This is a genomic window from Streptomyces sp. NPDC040610, from assembly GCF_055594065.1.
The window spans coordinates 1-17,644 of the sequence record NZ_JBVIXA010000001.1 but is presented as its reverse complement, the minus strand read 5'-3'; the positions used below and the strand labels follow the sequence as shown (position 1 = coordinate 17,644).

16 protein-coding genes and 1 rRNA gene are annotated in these 17,644 nt (G+C 70.4%); 3 read left to right on the top strand and 14 right to left on the bottom strand.

Annotated elements, in window-relative coordinates; translation table 11 throughout:
* Positions 1-112: 112 nt before the first annotated feature.
* From ACZ6AA_RS00085 to ACZ6AA_RS00065, 5 genes are all read right to left on the bottom strand, one after another.
* A complete protein-coding gene (locus tag ACZ6AA_RS00085; protein WP_033264632.1) occupies positions 113-1,774 on the bottom strand; it encodes a bifunctional uroporphyrinogen-III C-methyltransferase/uroporphyrinogen-III synthase in 1,662 nt (553 codons plus the stop codon).
* Positions 1,771-2,730: a hydroxymethylbilane synthase gene (hemC, locus tag ACZ6AA_RS00080; RefSeq protein WP_468450300.1), complete on the bottom strand. Its 960-nt coding sequence runs from the start codon at positions 2,728-2,730 to the stop codon at positions 1,771-1,773. Before hemC ends, ACZ6AA_RS00085 begins: the two co-directional genes overlap by 4 nt.
* Positions 2,727-4,421: a glutamyl-tRNA reductase gene (locus ACZ6AA_RS00075; RefSeq protein ID WP_471455643.1), complete on the bottom strand. Its 1,695-nt coding sequence runs from the start codon at positions 4,419-4,421 to the stop codon at positions 2,727-2,729. The genes hemC and ACZ6AA_RS00075 overlap by 4 nt, the downstream gene beginning before the upstream one ends.
* Positions 4,418-5,182 (bottom strand): redox-sensing transcriptional repressor Rex, encoded by a 765-nt coding sequence (locus tag ACZ6AA_RS00070; RefSeq protein ID WP_468450296.1) that lies wholly within the window; start codon positions 5,180-5,182, stop codon positions 4,418-4,420. Before ACZ6AA_RS00070 ends, ACZ6AA_RS00075 begins: the two co-directional genes overlap by 4 nt.
* 320 nt (positions 5,183-5,502) lie before the next feature.
* Positions 5,503-5,790 (bottom strand): glutaredoxin family protein, encoded by a 288-nt coding sequence (locus ACZ6AA_RS00065; protein WP_468450294.1) that lies wholly within the window; start codon positions 5,788-5,790, stop codon positions 5,503-5,505.
* A gap of 141 nt (positions 5,791-5,931) precedes the next feature.
* On the opposite strand from ACZ6AA_RS00065, the gene ACZ6AA_RS00060 reads away from it, so the two are divergent.
* The 3 genes from ACZ6AA_RS00060 (at position 5,932) to ACZ6AA_RS00050 (ending at position 9,661) form a co-directional block, all read left to right on the top strand.
* Positions 5,932-6,909: an HAD family hydrolase gene (locus tag ACZ6AA_RS00060; RefSeq protein ID WP_471455642.1), complete on the top strand. Its 978-nt coding sequence runs from the start codon at positions 5,932-5,934 to the stop codon at positions 6,907-6,909.
* Positions 6,910-7,305: 396 nt separating this feature from the next.
* The gene (locus tag ACZ6AA_RS00055) at positions 7,306-8,079 is read left to right on the top strand and encodes an ECF subfamily RNA polymerase sigma factor, BldN family (RefSeq protein ID WP_030361087.1); all 774 of its coding nucleotides are present in this window, start codon (positions 7,306-7,308) and stop codon (positions 8,077-8,079) included.
* 304 nt (positions 8,080-8,383) lie between these two features.
* On the top strand, positions 8,384-9,661 hold the full coding sequence (locus ACZ6AA_RS00050; RefSeq protein WP_471455641.1) for a DUF5667 domain-containing protein: 1,278 nt from the start codon (positions 8,384-8,386) through the stop codon (positions 9,659-9,661).
* Positions 9,662-9,867: 206 nt separating this feature from the next.
* Here ACZ6AA_RS00050 and ACZ6AA_RS00045 read toward each other — a convergent pair whose 3' ends face one another.
* From ACZ6AA_RS00045 to rrf, 9 genes are all read right to left on the bottom strand, one after another.
* The gene (locus ACZ6AA_RS00045; RefSeq protein WP_468450288.1) at positions 9,868-11,010 is read right to left on the bottom strand and encodes a lysophospholipid acyltransferase family protein; all 1,143 of its coding nucleotides are present in this window, start codon (positions 11,008-11,010) and stop codon (positions 9,868-9,870) included.
* A gap of 14 nt (positions 11,011-11,024) precedes the next feature.
* Complete coding sequence (locus ACZ6AA_RS00040; protein WP_468450286.1) at positions 11,025-12,125, bottom strand: NAD-dependent epimerase/dehydratase family protein; 1,101 nt, start codon at positions 12,123-12,125, stop codon at positions 11,025-11,027.
* Positions 12,126-12,511: 386 nt separating this feature from the next.
* Entirely contained in the window at positions 12,512-12,610 is a 99-nt protein-coding gene (locus ACZ6AA_RS00035; RefSeq protein ID WP_003948845.1) for a 30S ribosomal protein bS22, read from the bottom strand.
* 131 nt (positions 12,611-12,741) lie between these two features.
* Entirely contained in the window at positions 12,742-12,951 is a 210-nt protein-coding gene (locus ACZ6AA_RS00030; RefSeq protein WP_157164103.1) for a helix-turn-helix domain-containing protein, read from the bottom strand.
* A 129-nt stretch (positions 12,952-13,080) separates the two neighbouring features.
* Positions 13,081-13,896 (bottom strand): phosphatase, encoded by an 816-nt coding sequence (locus tag ACZ6AA_RS00025; protein WP_468450284.1) that lies wholly within the window; start codon positions 13,894-13,896, stop codon positions 13,081-13,083.
* Between the two features lie 305 nt (positions 13,897-14,201).
* Positions 14,202-15,374 carry an acetoin utilization protein AcuC gene (locus ACZ6AA_RS00020; RefSeq protein WP_471455640.1) on the bottom strand — a complete coding sequence of 391 codons (1,173 nt, stop codon included), beginning with the start codon at positions 15,372-15,374 and terminating at the stop codon, positions 14,202-14,204.
* A complete protein-coding gene (locus tag ACZ6AA_RS00015) occupies positions 15,325-16,557 on the bottom strand; it encodes an MFS transporter (RefSeq protein ID WP_471455639.1) in 1,233 nt (410 codons plus the stop codon). The genes ACZ6AA_RS00020 and ACZ6AA_RS00015 overlap by 50 nt, the downstream gene beginning before the upstream one ends.
* Positions 16,558-16,667: 110 nt before the next feature.
* Positions 16,668-17,312 carry an HAD family hydrolase gene (locus ACZ6AA_RS00010; RefSeq protein ID WP_468450278.1) on the bottom strand — a complete coding sequence of 215 codons (645 nt, stop codon included), beginning with the start codon at positions 17,310-17,312 and terminating at the stop codon, positions 16,668-16,670.
* A gap of 62 nt (positions 17,313-17,374) precedes the next feature.
* Positions 17,375-17,491: ribosomal RNA gene (gene rrf / locus ACZ6AA_RS00005) — 5S ribosomal RNA — on the bottom strand.
* Positions 17,492-17,644 lie beyond the last annotated feature (153 nt).

The window sequence follows — 17,644 nt, the reverse complement described above, 5'->3', positions numbered from 1 at the left end:
CAGCCCGTCCGGCGTTTGAGGACGAGGCCGTTCAGGCCGATGGCGGGGGCCCGGGGGCGGCAGCCCCCGGTTTCGGGAAGGGGCGGGCCCGGGGCGCCCCCGCGAGGGCACCCTACGGCGCCGCAGCCCGCCGCCGCCGCGCCCCCGGCCTCCGCTCACTCGGCCGAGTAACAGCGTCCCCGGCCTCAATCGCGGCAGCCCGCCGCCGCGCCCCGAACTCGGCAAGCGCGGCAGCCAGCTTGTGCACGGAGGGCTCAGGAGCCATCACGTCCACCCGAAGCCCGTGCTCCTCCGCCGTCTTGGCGGTGGCAGGCCCGATACAGGCGATCACGGTCACGTTGTGCGGCTTACCGGCGATGCCCACCAGATTCCGCACCGTCGAGGACGAGGTGAAGAGAACGGCGTCGAACCCACCGCCCTTGATGGCCTCACGCGTCTCGGCCGGCGGCGGCGAAGCCCGCACGGTCCGGTAGGCGGTGACGTCGTCGACCTCCCACCCGAGGTCGATGAGCCCGGCGACAAGCGTCTCGGTGGCGATGTCGGCGCGCGGCAGGAACACCCGGTCGATCGGGTCGAAGACGGGGTCGTAAGGGGGCCAGTCCTCAAGGAGACCGGCCGCGGACTGCTCCCCGCTCGGCACCAGATCCGGCTTCACGCCGAAGGCGACCAGCGCGGCGGCGGTCTGCTCGCCCACGGCGGCGACCTTGATCCCCGCGAAGGCCCGGGCGTCGAGCCCGTACTCCTCGAACTTCTCCCGCACGGCCTTGACCGCGTTCACGGAGGTGAAGGCGATCCACTCATAGCGCCCGGTGACGAGCCCCTTGACCGCCCGCTCCATCTGCTGCGGCGTCCGCGGCGGCTCGACGGCGATCGTCGGCACCTCGTGCGGCACCGCGCCGTAGGACCGGAGCTGGTCGGAGAGCGAGGCCGCCTGCTCCTTCGTGCGGGGTACGAGGACCCGCCACCCGAAGAGCGGCTTCGACTCGAACCACGACAGCTGGTCGCGCTGCGCGGCGGCCGAGCGCTCACCGACCACGGCTATGACGGCCTGCCCGCCGTCGGGCGAGGGCAGCACCTTGGCCTGCTTGAGCACCTGCGCGATGGTGCCGAGCGTCGCGGTCCAGGTGCGCTGGCGCGTCGTCGTACCGGCGACGGTCACCGTCATCGGGGTGTCGGGCTTGCGCCCGGCGGACACCAGCTCACCGGCGGCGGCCGCGACGGAGTCCAGGGAGGTCGACACCACGACCGTCCCGTCGGACGCGCCGACCTCGCCCCAGCAGCGCTCGGAGGCGGTGCGGGCGTCGACGAACCGGACGTCGGTGCCCTGCGCGTCCCGCAGTGGCACCCCCGCGTACGCGGGCACACCGACCGCGGCCGCGATGCCAGGCACCACCTCGAAGGGGATGCCCTCCGCGGCGCAGGCCAGCATCTCCCCGGCCGCGTACGCATCAAGGCCCGGATCACCGCTCACCGCGCGCACGACCCGCCTGCCGCCGCGCGCGCCCTCCATGACAAGATTGGCCGCGGCTGAGGCCGAAGGCCCGTCGCCGCCCGCTGACGTGCCGTCAGCGGCCTGCGGGAGAGGTGTGTCCACACCCCCTCGGGCATGCACACGTACGACATCGAGAACATCCGGCTCGGCGATCAGCACATCCGCTCGGGCCAGCGCCTCGACGGCGCGCAGAGTCAGCAGTCCCGGATCTCCGGGTCCGGCACCGAGAAAGGTGACGTGCCCGTGTGCGGGAAGGCCGGGAAGGTTCGAGGTGGGGCTCAAAGTGCTCGCTCCCCCATCAGACCGGCCGCGCCCTTGGCGAGCATCTCGGCGGCGAGTTCCCGCCCGAGTGCCAGCGCCTGGTCGTGTGTCCCGGGCACGGGACCGGTGGTGGACAGCTGCACCAGCGTCGAGCCGTCGGTGGCACCGACGACGCCGCGCAGGCGCATCTCCTTGACAACCTGCCCGTCGGCCAGCAAGTCGGCCAACGCGCCAACAGGCGCGCTGCAACCGGCCTCCAGGGCGGCGAGCAGGGATCGCTCGGCGGTCACGGCGGCCCGGGTGTACGGGTCGTCGAGCTCGGCGAGCGCGGCGGCGAGTGACGCGTGGGTCGCGGCGCACTCGATCGCCAGTGCCCCCTGGCCGGGGGCGGGCAGAACGGTGTCGACCGACAGGAAGTCGGTCACCTCGTCGATCCGGCCGACGCGGCTGAGCCCCGCGGCCGCGAGCACGACGGCGTCCAGCTTCCCGTCGTGTACGTATCCGATGCGGGTGTCGATGTTCCCGCGGATCGGCACGGCCTCTATGGACATGCCGTGGTTGCGGGCGTAGGCGTTGAGCTGCGCCATGCGGCGCGGCGAGCCGGTGCCGACGCGGGCGCCGTCCCTCAGCTCCGCGAACGTCAGGCCGTCGCGCGCGATCAGTACGTCCCGCGGGTCCTCCCGCTCCGGCACCGCGGCGAGCGTCAGCTCGTCGGGCTGCGCGGTCGGCAGGTCCTTCAGGGAGTGCACGGCGAAGTCGACCTCGCCGGCGAGCAGCGCGTCGCGCAGCGCGGTGACGAACACACCGGTGCCGCCGATCTGGGCGAGGTGCTCGCGGGAGGTGTCGCCGAACGTGGTGATCTCGACGAGCTCGACGGGCCGCCCCGTCAGCTCGGTGACCTTCCTCGCCACCTGCCCGGACTGGGCCATGGCCAGCTTGCTGCGCCTGGTCCCGAGTCTGAGTGCCTTCTCGGTCATGCGCGGCCTCGCTTGGGTTCGTCGTTCTCGTGGAGCTGGTTCTGCTGGCCGCCCGCGTTGCTCAGCAGGTCGGCCCGGGAGACGGCAGCCACCGTCTCGGGGTCGAGGTCGAAGAGGGTGCGCAGGGCGTCGGCGTATCCGGCGCCGCCGGGCTCGCTGGCGAGCTGCTTCACCCGCACCGTCGGCGCGTGCAGCAGCTTGTCGACGACGCGGCGCACGGTCTGCGTGATCTCCGCGCGCTCCTTGTCGCCGAGGCCGGGCAGCCGGCCGTCGAGCCGCGCGATCTCACCGCTGACGACGTCGGCGGCCATGGTGCGCAGCGCGACGACGGTCGGCGTGATGTGCGCGGCCCGCTGCGCGGCGCCGAACGCGGCGACCTCGTCGGACACGATGGTGCGCACGGCGTCCACGTCGGCGGCCATCGGCGCGTCGGCGGAGGCGTCCGCGAGGGACTCGATGTCGACGAGGCGCACGCCGGTGAGGCGGTGCGCGGCGGCGTCGATGTCGCGGGGCATGGCGAGGTCGAGCAGGTACAGCGCGGCGGTGCGGGCCGCGGGCACCACGGCGGCGGCCACCCGGCCCGCCCGCACAGGGCCGCCGCCGACGGCGGGGCTGTTCTCGACGAGCGCGGCGTGCTGCTCGTACGCGGTCTCGTCGCCGACCTGCGCGCCGACGGGGCAACCGCCCGCGTCCGAGGCGGAGGCGGCGGTGTCCGGGGCGGAGGCTTCGGCGGGCCGCTCGGCCGCGGTGTGCGGCGCGATCACACAGTCGTCGTCATCGCAGGCCGACCCGTCATGACCGGCACGCACACCATCCCGTACGTCACCGACCGACCCGTCGCGCACGTCACCGACGCGCCCCGCGAGCGCCGCCTCGACGTCCGCGGCGGTCAGCACGAGCCCTGTGGCACCGGTGCAGGACACCGCCACGTCGGCACGTGTCAGTTCCCCGGCCACCTGGGCCATCGGCACGGCACGGGCGACGACTCCGGTGCCGCCCTCGGTGAGGATCTCGGCCAGGCGCTCGGCCCGGTCCAGGGTGCGGTTGGCGACGACGACCTCGTCCACGCCGGAGCGCGCGAGGGTCGCCGCGGCCAGCGACGACATCGAGCCCGCGCCGATCACCAGGGCGCGCTTGCCCTTGGCCCAGGCGTGCACGGGCTCGCGCCCGGCCAGCTGCTCCAGGCCGAAGGTGACGAGCGACTGCCCGGCCCGGTCGATGCCGGTCTCCGAGTGCGCCCGCTTGCCCACCCGCAGGGCCTGCTGGAAGAGGTCGTTGAGGAGGCGGCCCGCGGTGTGCAGCTCCTGCGCCCGCGCGAGACCGTCCTTGATCTGGCCGAGGATCTGCCCCTCGCCGACGACCATGGAGTCGAGCCCGCACGCCACCGAGAACAGATGGTGGACGGCCCGGTCCTCGTAGTGCACGTACAGATAAGGAGTGAGCTCCTCGAGGCTCACGCCGCTGTGCAGCGCGAGCAGCGTCGACAGCTCGGCGACGCCCGCGTGGAACTTGTCCACGTCCGCGTACAGCTCGATGCGGTTGCAGGTGGCGAGCACGGCGGCCTCGGCCGCGGGCTCGGCGGCCACCGTGTCGTGCAGCAGCCTGGCCTGCGCGTCGACGGTGAGCGCGGCCCGCTCGAGCACGCTCACCGGAGCGCTGCGGTGACTGAGGCCCACGACGAGGAGACTCATGCCGGCATCACGGCGGGAACGTCCCCGTCGGGTCCCTTGCGGTGCTGGTTCTTGGTGACGGCGGGCCCGGCCGCGGCCTCGGCGTCCGCGGCGGACTCCTCACCGGCCTTGCGCTGCTCGTGGAAGGCGAGGATCTGCAACTCGATGGAGAGGTCGACCTTGCGCACGTCGACGCCGTCGGGGACGGTCAGGACGGTCGGCGCGAAGTTCAGGATGGACGTGACACCCGCGGCCACGAGCCGGTCGCAGACCTGCTGGGCGGCGCCCGCCGGGGTCGCGATGACGCCGATCGAGACGCCGTTGTCGCTGATGATCTTCTCGAGGTCGTCCGTGTGCTGCACCGGCATCCCCGCGACGGGCTTGCCCGCCATCGCCGGATCGGCGTCTATGAGAGCGGCCACGCGGAAACCGCGCGAGGCGAACCCGCCGTAATTGGCCAGCGCGGCGCCGAGGTTACCGATACCGACGATGACAACCGGCCAGTCCTGGGTCAGGCCCAGCTCACGGGAGATCTGGTACACGAGGTACTCGACGTCGTAGCCGACGCCCCGCGTCCCATAGGACCCGAGGTACGAGAAATCCTTGCGCAGCTTCGCGGAGTTGACCCCCGCGGCGGCCGCGAGCTCCTCGGAGGAGACCGTGGGCACCGAGCGCTCCGACAGCGCGGTCAGAGCCCTCAGGTACAGCGGAAGCCTGGCGACAGTGGCCTCGGGAATCCCTCGGCTGCGGGTCGCCGGTCGGTGAGTTCGGCCAGTTGCCACGGTGCTCCTGCGGGTAGAGCGGGGCTGAAGGCGGCCGTTCATCCCAAGACCGCCCCGTCGACAGCAGGCTATGTCTTTGTGAACGCGTGCACAAAGATGGTGTCCGATTTGCCCGCCCAACGTGACCGGGGTCACGCACCCCCGGCGCACTTTCCTGGAACCGGCGCACGGCCAGCGACGACACTCAACCGACGGGGGCAAAACCGCACACACTCCTCACGACCCTCGCCCCCGAGACCTCAAAACCGACCCCCGATGCTAAACGACTTTCCGGACAGCTCCGGACGTCCTTACCAGCCATCGGGTCCGGCGACCCCGCGCTATCCGGCCAACTCCCGCCGCAGCCGCCCCTCGTCCACCCGCCAGAACGTGTGCTGCTCCCCGTCCACGAGCACCACCGGAATCTGCTCCCAGTACTCCTTGTGCAGCGCCTCGTCCACGGTGATGTCCTTCTTCTCCCAGGCCACCCCGAGCTCACCGCAGACCTTCCGCACCACGGCCTCCGCGTCGTCGCACAAGTGACACCCGGGCTTGCCGATCAACGTCACCAGGCGGTCGCCCGGCACCTTCTTCGCTGCACCGCCGCCACGGCGGAAAAGAGGACTCATGCCCCCAGCTTCCTACGCGGCGCCGCCCGCCCGGCACCGGCCCGCGCCGCACCCCAGTGTGACCAGCGCGACACGGATCGTTGACGGGTTCGAATCCCTCCATTCACAGGGGGACCGAACAGAGTGGCTATGCTCGACGGCATGGCCGCTCTGGGTTGGCTCCATCCCCGCAGGCGCTCCGCCACCGCGCGCAGCGTGCTGGCAGGCGAGGCCTCGGCGGAGGCAGCGCGCAAGTCGTCACAAGAGCTGGAGGAGCTCGACGACCGGGCCGAGGACGCCCCGCCCGAGGAGGCAGGCTCCCCCGAGGCCCCCGAGGCCCCCGAGGCCCCCGAGTTCCCGGTCGCCGGCGACGAGAAGGCCGCCGCGTTCTTCGACCTCGACAACACCGTGATGCAGGGCGCCGCCCTCTTCCACTTCGGCCGCGGCCTGTACAAGCGGAAGTTCTTCCAGCGCCGCGAGCTCGCCCGGTTCGCCTGGCAGCAGGCGTGGTTCCGGATGGCGGGCATCGAGGACCCCGAGCACATGCAGGACGCCCGCGACAGCGCCCTGTCCATCGTCAAGGGCCACCGCGTCGCCGAGCTGATGTCCATCGGCGAGGAGATCTACGACGAGTACATGGCCGAGCGCATCTGGCCCGGCACCCGCGCCCTGGCCCAGGCCCACCTCGACGCGGGGCAGAAGGTCTGGCTGGTCACGGCCGCGCCGGTGGAGACGGCCACGATCATCGCCCGCCGCCTCGGCCTGACCGGCGCCCTCGGCACCGTCGCCGAGTCCGTGCACGGCGTGTACACGGGCAAGCTCGTCGGCGAGCCGCTGCACGGCCCCGCGAAGGCCGAGGCCGTCCGCGCCCTGGCCGCCGCCGAGGGCCTGGACCTGGCCCGCTGCGCCGCGTACAGCGACTCCCACAACGACATCCCGATGCTGTCGCTCGTCGGACATCCGTACGCGATCAACCCCGACACCAAGCTGCGCAAGCACGCCCGCGCCCGCGAATGGCGGCTGCGGGACTACCGCACGGGCCGCAAGGCCGCGAAGGTCGGCATCCCGGCCGCCGCGGGCGTCGGCGCCCTCGCGGGCGGCACGGCGGCCGCGATCGCCCTGCACCGCCGCCGCCACTGACGGCAGGCCGCCCCCAGGGCGAACACTCACGGTGACCATCTCGCGCGGAGACCTCGGAACCCGGGCCTCCGCCGCCTGCCGCGCGCGGAAACGACGGCAATCGTTCTGTCTTACCCGCCACGCCCCCCGCCAGTCCCGTTCGTTCAACTCGGCCACAACACGCCCCGCGCCCACCCCGAATGCGCGCTAATCCGATCAACAACCGTTCAATAACCGGTGCTTGATCGACCGCCGATCGGTAACAGAAGCGACGTAATCGATGATTTGAGCAACTGGGTGTAGCGCTGCCTGTACGAAGCGTTATTCTCCTCAGACGCATAACGGACCATGCACGTCGCTACGACGGGTGAACGGTTCGGTACTGCAAGTGATGGAAGCTCTGCCTCTGGGAGTCCCGTGTACCCACACGTCGGGGTTGACGCCTCGGGCCTGGCTACGCTGCGCGCGACGGTCGTGGACCGCCTGCGCGGCTTCGTCCCCACCGCGTACGCCGTCCCCGCCTTCGCCGTCCCGGCACCCGCCGGGCCGTGCTATGCCCTGGCGGACGGCGGTGCGGCTGTGAGCAGACGGACCCGCTCCGCCGCCGCCACGACCACCCACCGCCGTCCCGCGGCGGACAGTGACAGCGCCCGCATGATGGAACTCGTCGAGCGCGCCCAAGCAGGCGAGTCCGACGCCTTCGGCCGCCTCTACGACCAGTACAGCGACACCGTCTACCGCTACATCTACTACCGCGTCGGCGGCAAGGCGACCGCCGAGGACCTCACCAGCGAGACGTTCCTCCGCGCCCTGCGCAGGATCGGTACGTTCACCTGGCAGGGCCGCGACTTCGGCGCCTGGCTCGTCACCATCGCCCGCAACCTGGTGGCCGACCACTTCAAGTCGAGCCGCTTCCGCCTCGAGGTCACCACCGGCGAGATGCTCGACGCCAACGAGGTCGAGCGCAGCCCCGAGGACTCCGTCCTTGAGTCCCTCTCGAACGCCGCGCTCCTGGACGCGGTCCGCCGCCTCAACCCCCAACAGCAGGAGTGCGTGACGCTGCGCTTCCTGCAAGGCCTCTCCGTGGCCGAGACCGCCCGCGTCATGGGCAAGAACGAAGGCGCGATCAAAACCCTCCAGTACCGAGCGGTCCGCACCCTCGCCCGGCTCCTCCCGGACGACGCCCGCTAGCGCCGCCCGCACGGCGTCCCGCCACCGGGTGCGACGCCCAACTCACCATCCGTGACGGCCTGCTGGCCGTCACGGACTTTGCCGAGCCCTTCGCGGTCCGATCATCTTTCGTCCGTAACCCAAGTGCCGCGACGCTCGTTGTGCGGGATGCAGGCTCCCTGTGGTTGCGACCTGACCTTCCCCGAGCTCTCCGAGAGCGAAGGGAGGCACCATGCGCTCACTCGAACGTGTGGAAGTGTTCAGGGCGTGCAACCCTCAGGACCCCCTGGGGAGTCGACCGTCATGACGAGAGGAGGTGCCGCCAGTGATCGCGAACGTATCGGCACACCGGCGGGCGAACGCCTTCGCCCAGGCCCTGGAGGAGCAGTCCGACCAGGACCCGGCGGCCGAGCAGCCCGAAGATTCCGCCGCGACCTCGGTGGCCGCCCGAGCCGACACCGCGCCCCCCGGCGCGGCCGAGCGCGACCAGATGCTCGCGCTCGCCGACGGACTCGCACGGCTGCCCGCGCCCCAGCTGGACCCCGAGGTCAAAGTGGTCCAGCGGGCCCAGCTGGTGGCCGCCATGGAAGCCATGTTCGCGGAGGGCACGGCGGCGGGCGACGGCACAGGCCCTTCCGTACCGGAGCAACGCTCCCGAAAAGGCGCCAAGGGCGCCCACCGGGCCAGCCCCCTGCGGAAACTCAAGCCCCGCACACGCCTGTCCAAAGGCATCGCCGCCGGCGGCCTCACCGTGGGCGTCGCGGCCGGAGCCTTCGGCGGCGTGGCCGCGGCGAGCGGAGACGCCCTGCCGGGCGACTCGCTCTACGGCCTCAAGCGCGGCATGGAAGACCTCAAGCTCGGCATGGCCGACAGCGACACCGACCGCGGCCAGATCTACCTCGACCAGGCCTCGACCCGGCTCAACGAGGCCCGCCGCCTGATGGAGCGCTCCCGCTCCGGCCACCTCGACCACGAATCCGTCGGCGAGATCCGCCGCGCCCTCTCCGGCATGCGCCACGACGCCGCCGAGGGCCACCGCCTCCTCCTCGAAGCGTACGAACGCGACGGATCACTCGGCCCCATCCAGGCCCTGTCCGCCTTCTCCCAGTCCCACCGCGGCAGTTGGAGCGCCCTGCGCGAGCGGCTCCCCGTCCAGCTCGGCGACGTCGGCGAGCAGGTCAGCTCCGTCTTCGACGCCATGGAGCAGGAAGTCGAGCCGCTGCGCTCCCTCTTCCCCAGCAGCAAGCCCGACAAGGGCGGCACCCCGGACCAGGGCCCCCGCCAGGGCTCCTCCACCGGCACCCACCGCGAGGGCCCCGCACCCCGGGACTCCGGCGAATCCGGCCGCGACCAGTCCCCCCGCAAGCCGAAGCCGTCCTCCCCCGGCCACAAGGAAAGCCAGGAAGGCCTCCTCCCCGGCGTCACCGACGGCATCCTCGACCCGCCCTCCGAGAAGGCCCCCTCCTCCCCCTCCGGCACCCAAGACGAGAAGAACACCCCCACCACCAAGCACCCCAAGCCCGGACAGCCGGAAGTGACACTCCCACCCCTGCTCCCCGGCCTGCTCCCAGAACTGGGCATCGAGGGCGAAGACCAGAAGTAACAGCCCTCACACCAACCACCGTCCGTCGGGCACCTCTCCCCAGCCCGACGGACGGCTGCGTCTTAGCCCGTCCGGCGCTTGAGGACTTTTAGCCCGTCCGGCCTTTGAGGACGAGGCGCGAAGCGCCGATCAGCGGGGGCCCGGGGGCGGCAGCCCCCGGTTTCGGGAAGGGGCGGGCTTGGGGAGCCCTCGGCAGGGCCCCACCCCTAGAAGAACACCGACCTCCGCTGCACCAACAACTTGTACAGCGTGTGCTGAATCTGCTCCCGCACCTGATCCGTCAGATTGAACATCAACATCGGATCCTCAGCGGCCTCAGGCGGATACCCATCCGTAGGAATCGCCTCCCCGAACTGAATGGTCCACTTCGTGGGCAACGGCACCGCCCCCAACGGCCCCAGCCAGGGAAACGTAGGCGTCAACGGAAAGTACGGAATCCCCAACACCCGCGCCAACGTCTTCGCGTTACCGATCATCGGATAGATCTCCTCGGCCCCCACAATGGAACAGGGCACGATCGGCGACCCCGTCCGCAGCGCCGTGGAGACAAACCCACCCCGCCCGAACCGCTGCAGCTTGTACCGCTCACCAAAGGGCTTCCCGATCCCCTTGAACCCCTCGGGCATCACCCCGACGAGCTCCCCACGCTCCAGCAACGCCTCGGCGTCCTCCGCACAGGCCAACGTGTGCCCGGCCTTGCGCGCCAGCTCATTGACGACCGGCAGCATGAACACCAGATCGGCGGCGAGCAGCCGCACATGCCGCCCATGCGGATGGTTGTCGTGCACACCGACCTGCATCATGAGGCCGTCCCACGGCAACGTCCCGGAGTGATTGGCGACAATCAGCGCCCCACCGTCGGCGGGGATGTTCTCGATGCCCTTCACCTCGACGCGGAAGTACTTCTCGTACAGCGGCCGCAGCAGCGACATCAGGACCTGATCGGTGAGCTCCTCGTCGTACCCGAAGTCATCGACGTGATACTCACCCGTCAGCCGCCGCCGCAGAAACGCGAGGCCACCCGCGATCCGCCGGTCCCAGCCGCCGCCACCCCCACCGCGCGGCTCCGGCACCGAAGCCGACTCCGCCGCCGCGCCCTGCCCCGCGCTCCGGGGCCCGGTGGGACGCGCGCCCGCGTCGACCGCCCCGACGGCCCCCGCGTCCAGCGGCTCCGCGCCCGGAGCGGCACCCTCCGGCACATCCCCGTTCAACCGTCCGGGGACCGCCTTGACCTCGCGCACCTTCGCCCCGTCGCCCGGACGGCGCGGCCCGGGCCTGCGACGCCCCGGCCGCTGGCCGGCCCCGCGCGACCGGTCGTCGTCGAACGGAATGACCTTGGCGTCCGCCATCGTTGACGATCTCCTCAGTTGGCGCTGTGGTGGGCACTGTTGTCGGCATCGCGTCCGCCGCCCCCGGCACCGGACTCCGTACCGCCGCCCGCGAACGGCAGCGCCGCGATCCTGTCGACGGCCCCGGCGAGCGCCGCCGGGGGCAGCAGGCCGGGGCCCCGGCTGCGTACGAAGTCCGCGAAGGCCTCCGCGGTCGTGTACTTGGGCCTGAACCCCAGTGTCTCGCGCATCTGCCGGGTGGCCACCACCCGGCCGTGGGTGAGCAGCCGGATCTGCTCCGGTGAGAAGTCCGTGGCTCCGAGCGTACGCAGGGCCGTGCCCACCCATGTCACCGCCGGCAGCAGCACCGGAAGCGTCGGCCGCCCCAGGCGGCGGGCGCACTGCGAGAGCAGCAGCAGCCCTTCCCCGGCGATGTTGAACGTGCCGCTGTTCAGCGTGCCGCGCCGCGGGTCGTGCGAGGCGAGGCGCAGCACCTCGACGGCATCGTCCTCGTGCACGAACTGCAGCCGCGGGTCGTAGCCGAAGACCGTCGGCAGCACCGGCAGCGAGAAGTACTCGGCGAGCGGCGAATCCGCGGCCGGCCCGAGGATGTTGGCGAACCTCAGCACACACACCGCGACATCCGGCCGCCGCCGCGCGAAACCGCGCACATACCCCTCGACCTCGACGGTGTCCTTGGCGAAGCCGCCGCTGGGCAGCGACTTCGGCGGTGTGGTCTCCGTGAAGACCGCCGGGTCGCGGGGCGCCGAACCGTACACATTGGTGCTGGACTTCACCACGAGGCGCTTCACCGTCGGCGACTTCTGGCAGGCGCCGAGCAGCTGCATCGTGCCGATGACGTTGGTCTCCTTGACCGAGCCCCGGCTGCCGCCCGCGAGCGCGGTGCCGGTCACGTCCATGTGGACGACCGTGTCGACGCGGTGCTCGGCTAGGACCTTGGTGATGGTGGGCTGCCGGATGTCGGCCTGGACGAAGTCCGCGCCGCCGAGATGGTGCTCGGGCGGGACGGCGTCGACGGCGACCACCCGGTCGACCTCCGGATCGCGCTGGACACGGCGGACGAACCTGCCGCCCAGTTGCCGGGCCACCCCGGTCACGAGCACGACCTTGCCCAAGATCAGCGCCGCCTTTCCCCAGCCCGCGAGGCGCGAGCATGCTCCCGCCCCGCGGCACGTCTGAGCATTACGTCCGTGGGCCCACGCTAGCGGGTGGATGTTGCGCTGTGATGACCGCGGGACGTGCGAAGTGACGACGGACACACTCCGTCGCAAAGATCAAGCCGTTCGCCCGGCTTTGAACTATTGAATCCCCTATGAACGACAAGCCCCGACCCGCCCCTGAAAGTTCTGGCCTGAACTCATGGGCCTCGCCGCATGGGCTCGACCGCGCGCGCCCGAACCCACGGGTCCGAGAAGCCGGTCCCGAACGTACTGAGGCCCTCCCGTCGGACGACGGGAGGGCCTCAGTACATTCACTTGCGTTCGCTGACGTCAGCGGTCGCTTACTTCTTGTTGCGACGCTGAACGCGCGTGCGCTTCAGCAGCTTGCGGTGCTTCTTCTTCGCCATCCGCTTGCGCCGCTTCTTGATAACAGAGCCCACGACTACCCTCGCTCACTTCTCGGAACATCCCCACATCGCGGGGACATCGGTGCGGGGCGTCTGGGCCCACACGACCTACGTCGGCCTAGCCTACCCGCCCTGGCGCCGAGCCTGTAATCGAGGGACATCGATCAGGCTGTCTCCACCCCCACGTAAGAGTCGCGAAGGTACTCGTGAACCGCGTTCTCCGGGACTCGGAAGGACCTTCCGACCCGAATTGCGGGCAGATGACCGCTGTGCACCAGCCGGTACACGGTCATCTTCGAGACTCGCATCACCGCGGCGACCTCCGCCACGGTCAGAAACGCAACCTCGCTGAGAGGCCTCTGGTCAGCAGCCATGACACACCTGAACCTTCCGCACATGACGCGCACCGGCTTCCCCTTCCGGTGACTCCTCGTCGCTGTGCGCTCACTCCCCAGAGTAGGGGCGGGTGATGCGAGTGGGGAAGAGGAGCTGCCATCGGCCGTTTACTGTGACAGACACGCTCGATTGAGTACATAGCGAGTAAGCGGTCGGTAGTAATCAGACCGCACAGCGTCATCAAGCGGAACGACGACGGACACCCGCCCCTCCGCCTCTCCGACGAACAGCGCGGGATCGTCCGTATCCGCCAGACCGATCGCCTCGAACCCCAGCTGACCTGCCCCGCAGACCCAGCCGTGGTCCCCGATGACCAGCTCGGGCAGCGGCCCTCCGGACTCGGCCTGGGCCGCCAGGGCCCGCCGAACCGGGAGTGGGGAATGGCTGTGTGCGCCGGTCTCACTCCCGGTGGGACGCACGCCGGGTTCGCGCACCAGCGCGACGCCTTGTACGTAGTCAAGGTTGTACGTGCGTAGGCCGAACCGGGTCGTTATGTCGACACGACAACCCTGCGCAGGGGTGAGAATCGGGCATCCCGCCGCCGACAAGGCCTCGGCCAACGCGGCGTAGAAGCCAAGGAGCCGATGCGGGTGTCCGGTCCCGAGCAGCACGGGAACCCGACGCCCGGCCGCCTCCCGCAGCCGCTCGGCGAACGCGTCCAGGGCCGCCAACGTCCGCTCCGGGTCGATGACATCGGCCCCCGTGGTGTGCCGGGGGTCGTCCGACACCCCGCACTTGTCCGCCATCAGCCGCAGCAAGTCTCCCGCGCCCCAGCTCCATTCGGGGTCGAGCCCGAGAAGTATCCGCGGATCCCGCGCCGCGAAGAGCCGGTAGCTCCGCAGGCTCTCCTCCCGCGACGTGGCCACGGGCCCGGCGAGCCGGGCCGCCAGCAGATGCGCGCGCAACGCTCCGGTGCTCAACACGCCCCGATGCTGCCGCACATACCCCCACGGAACCCCGAAAACCCAGAAAACACCCCACAGTCGGGCTAACCCCACCCACTCCCCCCACCCCACCAACCCCACGGCCCGCTCATACCAGCCCGCCCCGGCAAGATCTCAGCCCGTCATGGGGGTACCCCCTGCTCCTTAAGAGCTTGAGGGAGTTTGAGGACGAGGCGCGAAGCGCCGATTCGACGGCGCTCCGTCCCGCCCGAAGGCGACTCCCACCCTTGGGGCCCAGCGGCAAAGCCCCGGTCTCGGGAAGGGGCGGGATTGGGGAACCCCTCCTAAGCCAACAACCCCCGCAACGGAAACACAGCCCGTCGAGCAGCCAACACGGCCTGATCCACCCGATCCGAGGGGTCGTACCCCTCGTCCCACCCCCGCCACCCCACAGGCCACCGCCCATCAGTCATCCGCCCAGGCCCAAGCATCCGCGTACGAGCGAAAACCTCCCGCCGCCACCCCTCAGGCACCTCAGCCGAAGGCTCGATCTCCCGCCCCGCCGCAACAGCCACCAAGTGCGTCCAGGACCGCGGCACCACATCCACCACGGCATAACCGCCCCCACCCAGCGCAACCCACCGCCCGTCCGCATACGAGTGCGCCAACTCATGACAGGCGACCTGCACAGCCCGCTGTGCGTCCACCGAAACGGCCAAATGCGCCAACGGATCCTCGAAGTGCGTATCCGCCCCATGCTGAGTGACAAGCACCTGCGGCCGGAACTCCGCCAACAACTCGGGCACCACGGCGTGAAACGCCCGCACCCACCCCGCATCCCCCGTCCCCGCGGGCAGCGCCACATTCACCGCGCTCCCCGCCGCCGACTCCGCCCCCGTCTCCTCGGGCCACCCGGTCCCCGGGAACAACGTCCGAGGATGCTCGTGCAGCGAGATCGTCAGAACCCTCGGGTCGTCCCAGAACGTGGCCTGCACCCCGTCCCCGTGGTGCACGTCCACATCCACATACGCGACGCGCTCGGCCCCCAGCTCCAACAGCCGCGCGATGGCCAACGACGCGTCGTTGTACACACAGAACCCCGCGGCGCTCCCCGGCATGGCATGGTGCAGCCCACCGGCGAAGTTCACCGCGTGCAGCGCGTCCCCCTGCCACACCGCCTCGGCAGCACCGACCGACTGCCCGGCGATCAGCGCCGACACCTCGTGCATGCCGGCGAAGGCGGGGTCGTCCTCGGTCCCCAGCCCATACGCCCCGCGCGCCGAAGCGGGGTCCGCGGAGGCCGCCTTCACCGCGTCGACGTAGTCCTCGCGGTGCACGAGCCCCAGCGTCGACTCCCCGGCACGCTTCGCCGCGACCACGTCCAGGTCGCGGTCGAGACCGAAGGCGTTGATCAGGCTTCTCGTCAGCGCGAGCCGGACCGGGTCCATGGGGTGCTCTGGACCGAAGTCATAGCCCGTTACTGCCTCGTCCCACATCAGTTGTGCGCGGCCGCTCATGACCGTCACCGTATCGGTCCGGTCCAGGAGCGAACGACCGGGCCGACCAGAAGATCACAAGCACCAACACCATGGGAACGACCATCGCCCCGCGGTAGTTCCACGCGTCCCCGAGCCCGCCCACCAACGGCGAACCGATCAGGAACCCCACGTAGTTGAAGACGTTCAGCCGCGCCACCGCCGTGTCCGACGCCCCCGGGAACAGCCGCCCCGCCGCCGCGAACGTCTGCGGCACGATCACACACAGCCCGATCCCCAGCAGCGTGAAGCCCAAGATCCCCGTCCAGGCCCCCGGCGCCACCGCCACCACACCGAACCCCGCCGCCCCGATCACCGCGCCCCACCGCACCACGGCGACGGCCCCGAACCGCCTCACCCCCAGGTCCCCGACTCCCCGCCCCACCAGGTTCATCACCATGTAGACGTTGTACGGAACCGTCGCCAGCTGCTCCGAACTCCCCAGCACGTCCTGCAGATACTTCGCGCTCCAGTTGGAGACGGTCGAGTCACCGATGTACGCACACGTCATCACCAGACACAGCGGCCACAACACCTTGAGCCCCACAGCCCCACCAGCACCAGCCTTCGCACCGGCACCACCCTCACCACCGCTCCCCTCCCCCTCACCCGCGTCGACGTACCACCGACTCCCCACCAACGCGGCCGGCAACAGCACGACGACCACCGGCAGATACGACACCAGCAACGACAGATCCCAGTGCGCTCCCACCCACGCCAGCGAGGCCCCCACGATCCCGCCCAGGCTGTACGCCGCGTGGAACCCGAGCATGATGCTGCGCCCGTACGCCCGCTGCAGGCTCACCCCCAGCATGTTCATCGACGCGTCCAGCGCCCCGACGGCCAGGCCGAACGCCCCGAGCGCGACGGCGACTTGCCACACCGAGTCGCCCGCGCCCGCCCCGAGCAGGGAGAGCAGCACCACGGGCTGCGACCACCGCAGCACCCGACTGGGCGGCACCGTCCGCACCAGCCGCTCGGTGCACACGCTCCCGACCCCCGCGAGGATCGGCACGGCCGCCAGGAACACGGGCAGCAGGCTGTCGGATATCCCGTACTGGTCCTGCAGCGCGGGTATCCGGGTCACCAGCAGCGCGAACGTGACGCCCTGCACCAGGAAGCCGAACGCAAGGGAGGCCCTGCCACGCCGCAGCGTTTCTGTCATGACCGCGAAGCGTAGATCCCCGCTCTACCCGTGGGTAGATAGATCACCTCACGACTTTCCCCAGCCGCTCCCGCAGAGCCTTCCCGACCGTCTCCTCCTTCAGTACGCGCTCACGCGAGCAGGTCGGGCAGCGCACGCAGCTCGCTGAAGAGTCGAGTGGCATCGCGAAGCCGCTCCGCCGGGGTCATGGCGGTGAAGCCGCAGACATCCATCCCGGCCGCGAGCGCCGCCTGCACCCCGAGCGGGCTGTCCTCCACCACGACGCACTTGTCGGGAGCGACGCCCATCCGCTCCGCCGCGTGCAGAAAGAGATCCGGGGCCGGCTTCCCGCGCCCCACATCCTGCGAGCTGAAGATCCGCCCGTCGTCGAACCACTTGTCGAGCCCGGTCTTCCGGTGTCCGACCCGAATCCGCTCATGGCTGCCGGAGGACGCGAGACAGAAGGGGACGCCCTCAGCGGTCAGCTTCTCCAACACCTCCACGGCCCCGGCCATGGGCTCGAGCTCCCGCTTGAAGGCAGCGAAGACCCGCTCGTGAAAGACCTCGTCGAAGTCGTCCGGCAACCGCTGCCCGGACCGCTCCAGGACCAGGTCGTGGACGCGGTGCATGGCACCACCCATGTAATCCCGCAGGGATTCCTCGTACGAGGTGGGGTGCCCGAGTTCCGTCAGGTACGCAGCGAGAATCGTGTTGGAGATCGGCTCGCTGTCGACCAGGACACCGTCGTTGTCAAAGATGATCAATTCGTATCGCATGCCTAGACCCTAAACGCAGAAAACCCCCGCACCGTGAGGTGCGGGGGTTTCCCTTAAATTTAGTTCGGCGGCGTCCTACTCTCCCACAGGGTCCCCCCTGCAGTACCATCGGCGCTGTAAGGCTTAGCTTCCGGGTTCGGAATGTAACCGGGCGTTTCCCTCACGCTATGACCACCGAAACACTATGAAACTGTCAACCGCACCACACTCGTGACCAGGCATACGGGGTTGTTCGTGGTTTCAGAACCAACACAGTGGACGCGAGCAACTGAGGACAAGCCCTCGGCCTATTAGTACCAGTCAACTCCACCCCTTACAGGGCTTCCATATCT

Excerpts from the sequence above, each read along its gene's own strand:
- hemC (WP_468450300.1), bottom strand. The coding sequence starts at position 2,730 with ATGACCGAGAAGGCACTCAGACTCGGGACCAGGCGCAGCAAGCTGGCC.
- ACZ6AA_RS00075 (WP_471455643.1), bottom strand. The coding sequence starts at position 4,421 with ATGAGTCTCCTCGTCGTGGGCCTCAGTCACCGCAGCGCTCCGGTGAGC.
- ACZ6AA_RS00065 (WP_468450294.1), bottom strand. The coding sequence starts at position 5,790 with ATGAGTCCTCTTTTCCGCCGTGGCGGCGGTGCAGCGAAGAAGGTGCCG.
- ACZ6AA_RS00060 (WP_471455642.1), top strand. The coding sequence starts at position 5,932 with ATGGCCGCTCTGGGTTGGCTCCATCCCCGCAGGCGCTCCGCCACCGCG.
- ACZ6AA_RS00045 (WP_468450288.1), bottom strand. The coding sequence starts at position 11,010 with ATGGCGGACGCCAAGGTCATTCCGTTCGACGACGACCGGTCGCGCGGG.
- ACZ6AA_RS00030 (WP_157164103.1), bottom strand. The coding sequence starts at position 12,951 with ATGGCTGCTGACCAGAGGCCTCTCAGCGAGGTTGCGTTTCTGACCGTG.
- ACZ6AA_RS00020 (WP_471455640.1), bottom strand. The coding sequence starts at position 15,374 with ATGAGCGGCCGCGCACAACTGATGTGGGACGAGGCAGTAACGGGCTAT.
- ACZ6AA_RS00015 (WP_471455639.1), bottom strand. The coding sequence starts at position 16,557 with ATGACAGAAACGCTGCGGCGTGGCAGGGCCTCCCTTGCGTTCGGCTTC.
- ACZ6AA_RS00010 (WP_468450278.1), bottom strand. The coding sequence starts at position 17,312 with ATGCGATACGAATTGATCATCTTTGACAACGACGGTGTCCTGGTCGAC.